At 34.3% G+C, this 11,923-nt stretch carries 12 protein-coding genes; 9 read left to right on the forward strand and 3 right to left on the reverse strand.

The genetic code is table 11. The features are described 5' to 3' along the window. Nucleotides 1-54 precede the first annotated feature (54 nt). Nucleotides 55-2,379 carry an endopeptidase La gene (gene lon, locus FHY45_RS19835; RefSeq protein WP_139892829.1) on the forward strand — a complete coding sequence of 775 codons (2,325 nt, stop codon included), beginning with the start codon at nt 55-57 and terminating at the stop codon, nt 2,377-2,379. Continuing rightward, nucleotides 2,376-2,957, forward strand: a complete 582-nt coding sequence (yihA, locus tag FHY45_RS19840; protein ID WP_066108642.1) for a ribosome biogenesis GTP-binding protein YihA/YsxC — start codon at nt 2,376-2,378, stop codon at nt 2,955-2,957. The genes lon and yihA overlap by 4 nt, the downstream gene beginning before the upstream one ends. Nucleotides 2,958-3,468: 511 nt before the next feature. Here the strand turns inward: yihA and FHY45_RS19845 are convergent. Next, entirely contained in the window at nt 3,469-4,404 is a 936-nt protein-coding gene (locus tag FHY45_RS19845) for an SMI1/KNR4 family protein (RefSeq protein WP_139892830.1), read from the reverse strand. 200 nt (nt 4,405-4,604) lie between these two features. Beyond that, nucleotides 4,605-4,790: a hypothetical protein gene (locus FHY45_RS19850; protein ID WP_139892831.1), complete on the reverse strand. Its 186-nt coding sequence runs from the start codon at nt 4,788-4,790 to the stop codon at nt 4,605-4,607. Between the two features lie 290 nt (nt 4,791-5,080). Between FHY45_RS19850 and FHY45_RS19855 the strand changes: the two genes are divergently transcribed. Beyond that, entirely contained in the window at nt 5,081-5,509 is a 429-nt protein-coding gene (locus FHY45_RS19855) for a stage III sporulation protein AH (RefSeq protein ID WP_225983614.1), read from the forward strand. 197 nt (nt 5,510-5,706) lie between these two features. Here the strand turns inward: FHY45_RS19855 and FHY45_RS19860 are convergent, their stop codons facing one another. Further along, nucleotides 5,707-6,366, reverse strand: a complete 660-nt coding sequence (locus FHY45_RS19860) for a nucleotidyltransferase domain-containing protein (protein WP_180350023.1) — start codon at nt 6,364-6,366, stop codon at nt 5,707-5,709. Nucleotides 6,367-6,900: 534 nt separating this feature from the next. Between FHY45_RS19860 and FHY45_RS19865 the strand changes: the two genes are divergently transcribed. The 6 genes from FHY45_RS19865 to FHY45_RS19890 all read left to right on the forward strand — a co-directional run bounded on the left by FHY45_RS19865 (nt 6,901) and on the right by FHY45_RS19890 (nt 11,747). Continuing rightward, nucleotides 6,901-7,440: a GNAT family N-acetyltransferase gene (locus FHY45_RS19865; protein ID WP_066108626.1), complete on the forward strand. Its 540-nt coding sequence runs from the start codon at nt 6,901-6,903 to the stop codon at nt 7,438-7,440. Between the two features lie 290 nt (nt 7,441-7,730). Further along, complete coding sequence (locus FHY45_RS19870; protein ID WP_175354316.1) at nt 7,731-8,186, forward strand: CarD family transcriptional regulator; 456 nt, start codon at nt 7,731-7,733, stop codon at nt 8,184-8,186. Nucleotides 8,187-8,809: 623 nt separating this feature from the next. After that, complete coding sequence (locus tag FHY45_RS19875; protein ID WP_066108619.1) at nt 8,810-9,211, forward strand: CDI toxin immunity protein; 402 nt, start codon at nt 8,810-8,812, stop codon at nt 9,209-9,211. 181 nt (nt 9,212-9,392) lie between these two features. Then, on the forward strand, nt 9,393-10,253 hold the full coding sequence (locus tag FHY45_RS19880; protein ID WP_139892833.1) for an alpha/beta fold hydrolase: 861 nt from the start codon (nt 9,393-9,395) through the stop codon (nt 10,251-10,253). 284 nt (nt 10,254-10,537) lie between these two features. Beyond that, the gene (locus tag FHY45_RS19885) at nt 10,538-11,041 is read left to right on the forward strand and encodes an SMI1/KNR4 family protein (RefSeq protein ID WP_139892834.1); all 504 of its coding nucleotides are present in this window, start codon (nt 10,538-10,540) and stop codon (nt 11,039-11,041) included. A 226-nt stretch (nt 11,042-11,267) separates the two neighbouring features. Beyond that, nucleotides 11,268-11,747, forward strand: a complete 480-nt coding sequence (locus FHY45_RS19890) for a hypothetical protein (RefSeq protein WP_139892835.1) — start codon at nt 11,268-11,270, stop codon at nt 11,745-11,747. Nucleotides 11,748-11,923: the final 176 nt, after the last annotated feature.

Raw genomic sequence — 11,923 nt, forward strand, 5'->3', positions numbered from 1 at the left:
TGGTAAAAGGTCAATGAATAATACATATATTAGCATGTTTTGGAGGTGCAACAAATGGCAAACACTATGGACAAAAACGTTCCCCTCCTGCCGCTTCGCGGATTGCTTGTTTTCCCAACGATGGTTCTCCATCTGGATGTTGGAAGGGAAAAATCTGTTCAGGCGCTAGAGAAAGCGATGGTAGATGACCATTTGATATTTTTAACTACTCAGAAGGAAGCTTCTACAGATGAGCCCAGTGAAGATGATTTGTATGAAATGGGTACACTCACTAAAGTAAAACAGATGCTTAAACTCCCAAATGGGACAATTCGAGTGTTGGTAGAAGGTTTATCTAGAGCACAAATGGTTTCCTATGAGGATGATAGTGATTTTCTTACAGCGAAGCTCGAAATTATTGAAGATCCAGTAGAGAAGGATCCTGAAACAGAAGCTTTGATGAGAACTTTATTAAATTACTTTGAACAGTACATAAAAATCTCAAAAAAGGTCACAACAGAAACATATAATTCAACTGTTGATATAGAAGAACCCGGCAGACTGGCCGATATTGTTACATCACATTTGCCGCTTAAGCTGAAGGACAAGCAGGAAATACTTGAGACCATTGATGTCAAGGAAAGATTAAACAAAGTAATCAGTTTAATCAATAACGAGAAAGAAGTATTGAATCTCGAAAAGAAAATCGGTCTGCGTGTCAAAAAATCAATGGAGCGAACACAAAAGGAATATTATCTACGCGAACAAATGAAAGCAATCCAAAAAGAGCTCGGTGACAAAGAAGGTAAGGCTGCTGAGATTGCTGAATTTGCTGAGAAGATAAAGGAAGCGGGCATGCCGGCTCATGTCATGGAAACTGCACTTAAGGAGCTGGACCGCTATGAAAAGATTCCGGCAACATCTGCAGAGAGTGCGGTCATTCGTAATTATATTGAGTGGCTGATTGCAATTCCTTGGTCGAAAGCAACGAAGGATGATCTGAATATTAGAAAAGCTGAGAACATCTTAAACAAAGACCATTATGGTCTTGAAAAGGTGAAAGAGCGCGTGCTTGAATATTTGGCTGTTCAGAAGCTTACGAATTCCTTAAAAGGACCAATTCTTTGCCTTGCGGGACCTCCAGGGGTAGGTAAGACTAGTTTGGCAAAATCCATAGCTAAGTCTTTGAACCGTAATTTCGTCCGGGTTTCTCTTGGTGGAGTAAGAGATGAATCAGAAATACGCGGACATCGCCGTACGTATGTGGGGGCTATGCCTGGCCGTATTATACAAGGGATGAAAAAAGCGGGAACCATTAATCCGGTTTTCTTATTGGATGAGATTGATAAAATGTCCAACGATTTTCGGGGGGATCCATCTTCAGCTATGCTTGAAGTTCTTGACCCGGAGCAAAACAATACTTTCAGCGATCATTATATTGAGGAAACCTACGATCTTTCCAATGTAATGTTTATTGCTACAGCCAATGATTTAGCAACGATTCCGGCACCTCTACGTGATCGGATGGAAATTATTAATCTCTCCGGCTATACGGAAATTGAAAAGCTCCATATTGCTAAAGATCATCTGATGCTAAAACAAATCAAAGCTCACGGATTGACAAGAAGCCAGCTTCAAATGAAGGATGATGCGATTATCAAAATCATCAGGCAATATACAAGAGAAGCTGGGGTTCGTACTTTGGAAAGGCAATTGGCGGCAATCTGCCGGAAAGTAGCCAAGATTATTGTTTCAGGTGAGAAGAAAAAAGTTATTGTCACAGAAAAAGTAGTGGCTGAATTTTTGGGTAAACCGTATTTCCGTCATGGCGAAGCAGAGCGTGAAGACCAGGTTGGAGTAGCAACTGGACTTGCTTATACTACATTTGGCGGTGATACCCTTCAAATTGAAGTTTCTTTATCACCAGGTAAGGGCAAACTTGTGTTGACGGGTAAACTTGGAGATGTCATGAAAGAATCTGCGCAGGCTGCTTTCAGCTATGTTCGTTCCAAGGTTGAAGATTTTGGGATTGACAAGGATTTCTATGAGAAATATGATATTCATATTCATGTTCCTGAAGGAGCTGTTCCAAAAGATGGTCCTTCCGCAGGTATTACTATAGCGACTGCCTTAATTTCAGCGCTTACGGGTAAAGCGATCCGTAAGGAAGTAGGGATGACTGGTGAAATAACTTTGCGTGGTCGTGTATTGCCGATTGGGGGATTAAAGGAAAAGTCATTGAGTGCTCATCGTGCAGGACTAAAGAAAGTTATATGTCCGATTGATAATGAGAGAGATATTGATGATATTCCTGAAAGTGTTCGTGAAGAATTAGAATTCGTATTTGTATCACAACTTGATGAAGTGCTGCAACATGCATTGGTAGGTGGAGAAAGTTGAAAATTACTCAAGCAGAGATTGTGATGAGTGCTGTTAAACCGGAACAATATCCAACAGATGGTTTTCCGGAGTTCGCTCTAGCTGGACGTTCAAATGTAGGAAAATCTTCTTTTATTAATAAAATGATCAATCGGAAAGGTTTGGCCCGTACTTCATCTAAACCGGGTAAAACACAAACATTGAACTTTTATAAGCTTAATGAGCAATTATTTTTCGTCGATGTACCGGGATATGGATATGCGAAAGTATCCAAGTCCGAACGTGAAGCATGGGGTAAGATGATTGAGACATACATTACGACACGTGAGCCTTTACGTGCTATGCTCTTAATCATTGATTTGCGCCATAAACCGTCTGTGGACGATGTAATGATGTATGATTTTCTTAAGCATTATGAGATACCTTGTATCATTATTGCAACCAAAGCGGATAAAATTCCAAAAGGTAAATGGCAAAAGCATCTAAAAGTCGTGAAAGACACACTGAATATTATCGAAAGTGACGAAGTGATTTTGTTCTCTTCGGAGACTGGGCTTGGAAAAGATACGGCCTGGAATGCCATACAGGCGCGAATATAAAAATTGATGTGAAAAGAGCTGCATATTAGTTATGCAGCTCTTTTCATATGTATATTCTAATATCAGAAGCTCTGATGAGTATTTTTTGGTAAAGCCCCTAATTCATAAAGGATGGCAGCATCACTATTTTTTCCTTCCCTAAATTTAAATATCATGATACCTGTTTCTTTGATTCGTTGGTTATCCGAAGGAATGTTAAACCAACCACCTTTATAGGTCATCCAGCCGGTATAACGGACAACTAGCTTTTCTCCCTGTTCTATTAAATCATCTATTATCCATTCATCATCCTGAAAAACATTCCTATACTAGTTCATAAATTCTCTCATATCATTTTTTGGGTTATCTGTATTTCTTGAGTGGAATATAAAATGTGAATCTGTAAGCTGATCTAAGAGTTCAAGATTACCTTTCGTAAAGTATTCATCGAACCATATCCTGGCGACTTCTCTTTTTTGATCAGTAATCACTTTATCTCCCTATACTTGTATAAGATGGTCTGACCTTTGTATTATTCCTCATCCTCAAAAGTAATCATTACGCCAACAACCTGTTTGAAAATATTATATTTCACTTTGACTTCATACATTCCATCACCATAGCCAGACATAGAAACCGCACCTCCAGGAACCACTCCGGCTTGTTCATCTGTATCAGTCATATCACAGCATACTACATAGTATTTTGAGCTAGCCTCATCTATCTCTATATCATGGGTATTTATCAGTTCATATGGGATTGTTTCATCTTTTTGAAAAACGTCAAAATCAAAGATTCCTGCTTGTGCTGAATCAACCGCTATTGCTTGAGCGCAATCATGCCATCTCCCGCTTGGTTTCTTTTCACCATAATATACGAACAAATTTTGTACTGCTTCCTCATCAGTGTGTGTAACATATGCTGTCCACTTTCCATTTTTCACATTTAGAAGTAAGACTTGCAGGTCTTCTTCATCTTTATCGTAACATGGGTCCGTAACAATTAACTTCCCACTTTCGATTGTAAATGTGCCTAAGATTTTAGGCTTATTTGTCTTTTTCGGTACATACCAGTCAATAAATTCACTTAAAGTTGAAGCCTTACATTCGCATTTTCCTTTTTTATCATCCCATAGAAAAATCAGCTCTTGCATAAATCTTTTTCGAATTCGATAGCAGAGATTATTTCCATTGATATGGTCACCAATACAAATAAATTCATCAGGCATATTTTTAGGCCGGTTCTCTTGATTTTGCCTAACAATATCCATTGTAAAGGCTAATTGTTCATTAGCTTGAATCGAGTACAAAGTCCATTCTCCGAATGTTGCACCATTTGTTTCTAGAAAGAGTTCCTTGTATTCTTCTGGAAAGGTAGCGCCAAGTGTTCGTTCTGTTTTCTTTAATTCAATTAATGACACTCCGGCTACTTCAATCTTGGGATTAATCTTATTTATTACTTTCTTCATTGTTTCCTCCAAGGATTTTTCCAAATTATTATGACATGTCAGAGAAATAACGTAATTTTATTAATATGCTAAGAATTGATTTATAAAAAGCGAAAGAAATGAGTGGTCTGAAGATGAGAATTGAAGTAAACAAATGAAGTAGAATCATCAAATTCGAGAATCTTTTTAAGGATTGTATGCGTAAATCTGTCAAACGTCTATTATGTGGATTGCTTGGATTTATTTCTCCATACGAGGGATGCAATTAAAATAAGTAAACCGGCGGCTATTCCCATTATTTGATCGATTAAAAGCTCACCTGTTCTAAAATAACGGATTGTAAATGTTCCTCCGAAAATAAGAAGTATGCTGATGGAAAATCGAATGAAAAATGTGTTTGTGCTCAATCTCTAACACCTCCTCTGTAAATAAAGCATAATTCATATGTAATTAATTGTAAATATCCTTTGTTAATAGGCTGAGATCTCTATAAAAGGCTTTTTCGTAAATATTGTTGCTTTGAATAAAAAGGGAGCTGCTATCCATTTGCGGTAAAATTGGGTGGGGATTACCTTCTTGAATGAATGGGATAGGTTAGTGAAGAAGGAATTTATTAATATTTTATTGAATTATATTAAAGATGAATTTATATAGAAACCCAAAAAACGGTAAATTGTAGCGTTCAGGTGAGATTAATATGATATGGGTACATAAAAATATAAAGGGCAAACGTTATAAGCAATTAATAGACTTACTCTCAAGGAATTGTAATCGCTTTGCTTTTGTAGAAGATGGACGTTTATTGGAGTTTGAAAAGGAGCGTCTTGCCTTTATTGATAATTTAATAATCGATATTGAAGAACATTTAATCGAAAGACGAATACAAAAAGAATGGGAAACCACAAGACTTTCTGAAGATACAGCCTACGTTTTTTATTTTAAAATGAATAATGCTACAAGAGACTTTTTGAAAGAGCGTTGTCATTCCCTTTTTGATTGGATTAGTCCTGAACTACCAGAAGACTTAATGTTTTACCATAATGATAAATGCATATTAGCTGTATGCTCCCACGAAGAATATTTTGTAGTGGAGGAAGCTATTTGGGACAGTTTCATATTGAACTAACGGGGCAGTTTAGCTCAATAAGAGAAAACCACTAGTGAATGTTACCATTACCAAACGACTTTATTATGAATTAAGCAACTATATGTACAAAGATAATAAAGTCGTTTAATTTTAATACAGAAAAATAAAAGCCTTACTACACATAAAATGTAATAAGGCTTTTAAAATTTGTTCAAAAACGCACAATTTTGTCTTTATCATTTCATTGCTTGTAACGTTTCCTTTGCCCAATGAAAAATTAACGTTGTATCTTGTTGTAAATGAACAGGCATACCTTGTTGAATCTCTAAAAAACGGCTTAATACTTGTCGATCAAGCTCTTCTGCATTTAGAATAAGCTCCCCTATATCTGATTGAAATATTTCTGATTTTAAAAATTGCTTTCCTTGTATTACGAAACGTGCATTTTTAAATATAGCTTTAATTGCCTCTACTGATTTTGTGTGCAAATAATTGTGCAAAGTCATATGATAACTATTTCTTGCACCTGTTCGAACAAATCGCTTGATATCTTCCGGTTGAATATGTTTCTTTAAAAATTCCAAGCTACCGTAAACTGCTTTTGTATCATAGACAAAGGTAAATAAATCCGATTTATCCCAAGCTTGGAGTTCGTCTACACCCGAAATAAAACCACAAAGTAAATGACGGTTTGGCATCGTATGGGTAACGACTTCATACGATAATAATCGATCAATCGTCAGTTCTTTAAAAATGACCACTACATCAATATCACTGTCTAGCTTTGCCTCTTCCCTCGCTCTACTTCCTTGCAATCCTATAAAGACAATCTCCTCGCCAAATTGTTGAATAAGTTTTTGACTAAATTGCTCAAGCCAATCGTTCATTTCAATCATATGCATTACCATCCTTATTTAATTTTGCCGCGGTAAATGCAGTAGCGTAAATAATTCTATTTTAAAACTGTAACTGTAGTCAATCGACTTATTTCTTGTAGTTTTTTATTATAACTGTACACGATAAATGGTAGGCGGGAAAGTTTCATTTTTAAATAACTCTATTATCATTAAACATTTCAATCATCTCTTATTAAATTAACGAGTGCATTAATTGAAGAAGGAATAACACTATTCTTGTTTAAGTAATTGTTATCTGGGACCAATAAGTTATTTAGAAAGTAAGATTATGTTTGTTTTGGCGAATGTCTCATTGTGATTAAGGATAAGGATTATACCGCTAAAGGAGCAGCATTCCAGAAATAATAAAAAGCTTGTGAACAAGTACACTTAAACTATAGGGGGCGTTGATCTAGGAAGGATTAATCTCTTTTTATGTTGAATTTCTTATTGAAGTAAAAGGGGAAGGTTTATTCAAGAAAAAATATAATATAAGTTTTAATCCCAATGATAAACTGATGAGGAGAAACTGAATTGAAAATTGTAAAAATTTACGAATATGAAATTAATGGTCAATTGGAAACTAAATTACGGCAGTTATTAGTAGAATGTTTTACAGATGTATATCCAAAAGATAGAATTTACTTTAAGCAGTTACCTCATTTTAGGTTCATTGTAATTGATGATACTAATCAACTTGTCGGTCATGTGGGCTTGGATTATAGAGTAATGAATTTAAACGGGAAACCAATAAGAGTTCTTGGTATCATCGATTTATGTGTATCAAAAAACAAGCGTTCACAGGGAATAGGTTCATTACTGCTCTCTGAAATAAATGATTTCTGTGAAGGGAAGTTAGTTGATTTTTTACTCTTGTTTGCAGATAACAAAAAATTGTACTTAAACGCAGGATTCAAGTCTGTAAATAATGAATGTAAATGGTTAAAAATTGACGATGAAAATCAATCAACTTACGGAATAGGACATGAAAAGATTAATGAGCTTATGATCAAAGAAGTAGGTAATATAAAATGGGAAAATGGCAAGTTAGATTTATTAGGATACCTTTATTAAGCTAACGGGGGCGATTGCAAAACAAGGCAGTCGCTTTTTGTGTTATTTGCGCAGGAAGGTTTTATAAAGAATAATAATATTAAGGTTAGTAGAGGTTTCAGAATATACGTGGGAAAATCAACCTTCCCTTTATTGGTAATCCGACACGATTCCTATTGTTAGTGCTTTTTCTGATCTTTAAGAAAAAAGTAGTTGACAACGGAAAATAAATTATGATATTATTAAATATTTGCTAAAAAATGATATATATGTTAAGGTTAAGAAGGTTACCATATATGGAGGTGGATTATTTGTTTCAAATTGGCGATAACATTGTTTATCCAATGCATGGAGTAGGTTTAATTAAAGCCATAGAAGAAAAGGAAATCTCAGAGGAAAAACAACAGTATTATGTTATAAAAATGTTAATCGGTAATATGCAAGTCATGATTCCTACGGGTAAGAGTTCAAGTATACGCCCTGTTACTGACATAATTGCATTAAAACACATCATAAACATCTTTCATCATGGAGAATCAGATAGATTACTGCCGTGGAAACAAAGGTATAAAGTGAACACGGACAAAATAAAAACGGGTAAAATACAAGAATGTACTGAAGTTGTACGTGATTTAATGCGTATGAAGAAAGAAAAAGCACTTAATACAAGCGAAAAAAAAATGTTAGATAACGCACATGAATTTTTGATTAGTGAACTGGGATTAATTAAAGGTATTACTGAAAATCAAATAAAAAGTTTCTGTTAAGGTTAATTTAAGAAAATTGATTACTTTCCCGAAAATTTCCTGATTTTTTGGAAATATGTTTATTATTAAAATAAATCTTTTCAAAGACATTCAACTTCTCCAACTCACCTTTAGAGCATTAACCTCTTTTGTAATTTCTACAATCTAATCCATTTTTATTATTTAAATTTATTTTACGAACGTTTGAAGTTTCATCAAATAACTCGATAAAATAGTCACTTGATTTTTGCAATCCTGATTCACACTGGCACGGACAAGGAGCCGTAAGGATGAAAGAGAGGTAGGGCTTTCATTGTTTTAGGTATACAATATATTATTTAAGTCATTATTTCTAGAAGAAAAAACAATCAATCTCACCTCTATCTTTAAGAATTTTTTATATCATCTGAGACAGTGAATAGTAATTGTTTATCTTCTTTACGTTAAAGAGAGAAACGAATTGGTAACACCATATGGTCAACTACAAAAATGGATTCCAGACCAGGAAACCATTTTTTATTTTATTTACATAACAATAGTAAAGATTACTGGTGAGGGTTTAAATCCTTTGAAGGGCAACGTGTACAAGAAGGATTTTAATGCTATTGTGGAACATATTAAAGGTTAACTAATAATATTAAATCATGTATGAAAAAACCAAGTTTGTGAATACGGAAGTATTTGAAATTCTAGGTTCTAATAACAGTCATTCAATTGTAGAAGATTTCTCTGAAAATTCCCTGATTGCTTTTTGGATCAGAATTGACTGGGAGAATCCTATTGTTAACCGAGTTGAAGTAAATGACCAAGAAATTAAGAGCATTCCATCCTTTCTAATTTCTAAAGGATTTGATACTTCAATTCCTATATATATCTTTTGGGGATACGATAGTTATCCATGTGTAAAAACTAAATTGACTGGAGAAATATTAAGTAATATTGAGGATATTGTTTGGTTAGGAAATGATTTATATATTTATTGTCTTACACAGAAATATGTTATTGAATTCTTTCATGATGATACGGTTAATGTGGGGTGGATTTAGGTCAACAAAGACTTTATCCTTATTTAACAAACAGGGGCGGTGATCCAAGAAGGATTAATGCTCTTTTTTGTTGAAATCCTTATTGTTGAAACGGGGCAGTTTAGCGGAAGAAGGTTTAATACCTTTCTTGTTGAACTTATTATGGTAGACCAGGTCAGTTTAATAAGAAAGGAAGATATTATTGGGGAATTGGGAAAGGAATTTACTTAAAACATCACGTGGTGTATTCGAAATATTTGTAAAGGGTGAAGGCGAACAACTTTGTGTTACCCATCATTATGCAGAATTTAATCAGACAGGTGATTATTTTGCAGAGACTTTTACAAAAACAAACAAAGTATTTTTGATAAATTTAAGAGAAGCAGGTAATTCAGAGAAAGCACAAGAACCGTATCAACTAAGTTTTTTGGAAACAATATTTGATATAGAAGCTATTCGAGAAGAATTGGGTTTTAATAAATGGGGATTTTCTGGGCACTCAACTGGGGGTATGTTAGGCATTATCTACGGAATATACTTTTCAAAATCTCTTACATTTAATGTGATTGTCGGAGCTGCAGCAAGAGAATATATAACATTCTCAAAAGATTGTATTTATAATCCGAAACACTCCCAATTCACCAGAATGCAAGAACTTAATGAAACATTGAAACGTTCAGGTATATCATCAGAAAAAAGAAAAGAACTAAAAATTGAAAGAACGAAACTATCTTTATTCGACCCTGAAAAATATGACGAGCTTTTTTGTCTAAACATTAGTAAAGGAATGTCTGCGATTCGTATGGATTTTTTCAGCCGAGAATTACAAGTCTATGATGTAACGAAAAAGCTGGAGTTTATATCAACCCCAACTTTAATAATTTGCGGTAGAAATGATGTACAGTGTCCAGTGTTATACTCTATTGAAATGGAGGAAGGAATACCGAATTCAAAATTAGTGATTTTTGAAAAAAGTAATCATTACCCTTTCTTAGAAGAAGCTCAACAATTTATTGAAGAATATAATTTATTTATAAAGGAACACCAATCCTTATTAAGCTAATGGGGGCGTTGATCCAAGGAGGATTAATGCTCTTTTTTGTTGAATTCCTTATTGTAGAAACGGGGCAGGTTAGTTGAATAACAATTTACCCTTAAAGTAAGCTGGTGTTATAATTTACCTATAAATCCTATTTTTAGAGATAACATTTACTAGTCACGAGCTAAACCGGGTTCTGTGAAGAATTTAAAACATATGATGGTCACATCCTGTTTATTTCCAACAGTAGAAACAAACAAGTCGTTAAGAACAGCAACTTTTGCTGTATAAAATTTTGAGGTGATTATATGTCGGAAATTATTTTTCAAGAAGCCGAAAACTTCATTGAAAAAGCAAAAAAATTAGGTGAAAAATATTTAGGGAGAACAGCTACAAGAGAAGAAATCCAACTTTTGAATGACAAATTTGGGGGTAAGATTCCAAGTTGGTATTGTAAATTAATTTCCGAACTTCCATTAATTCATATGGAAATTGGTTGGCAAGCATATGAACCTGAAGAAGATTATGATGGGATAGAATATGTAGAAATATATCAGCCGAGTCATATGATAGATTACTCTTTTGAAGCATATCAAGGTATACAAATTTTAGAAAGAGGTTATGTCTGCATAGGCGGAGATCCAACGGGTTCTGGAGACCCCTATTTTATTAATTTTGATTCTGAAAACCCACCTGTATTTCAAATATATCACGATGTAGGAGACAATCCAGATGAAATTCTTAAGCACGGTAAAGCAAAAGTAGCTGACTCTCTTGTGGAGTTCTTTAGAAATGGCATAATCTTGGAATAGTAAAATCAAGTGAATTACAAAATATTTCTTCAGTACATATAGAACAATTCGGGCGTTAATCCAGGAAGGGATAAACGATATATTTTGTAGAATTGAAGGAATAGATATACTCCAATATCGAGGGCTGTGAGCAGCTCTTTTTTGTTTTGACAAAAAAGGGGCAGGTTAGTTGAAGAAGGAAATGACGAAAAGTAGTTGAATTTAAATAATTTTAAGGGGATTCATTTTGAATATAAAATTAACGGCAGAAGTCTATAGAGTAGGAATCTCTATTGGTATTTTTTCAGTACAAGAAATTATAAAGTGGGCAGATAATGCAATTAAAACCCTTGAAAACCCACCGTATGAAATTATTGATTTGTCTTTATCCTCCAAATTAAATATAGAGGAATTTATGTTGAAATTAGAGTTGATTAAAGGAGATGTTGAACAAGGCCTTCCCCCCAAGATAATATTGGGGTTATTAAATGATTACCTTTACATACAACAAGATATAAATGATGTTATCACCATAATGGACAAGTTAATTCAGCATTTACCAGAAGACTGCGAATGGATGGAGATGGAAATTCACTATTTATCAGATGGAGTTTATTTAGCGAAGAACGAAATTGATGGAGACTTAAAAGAAATGACTTGTGAAATAAAACAATTTCTAAATCAGTTCGTTGATTTTAGTAATTGTTTTGGCAAATGTGATTTTTAATATGTCAAAAGTCTGTGAATGCATCCCCTTTTCTTATGCAACTAAAGGGGCAGGTTAGTATTATATAGTTCAGCCAGAACTTTCTGGTTGAACTTTTTTCATATGAATTTAATCTATCAGTAGCCAGGGTAGAACGTAAGGGGCAGTGGGACAAATGATCCCGTCCGCTAAACTGT

The sequence above is a fragment of the Bacillus sp. D386 genome, assembly GCF_006346415.1.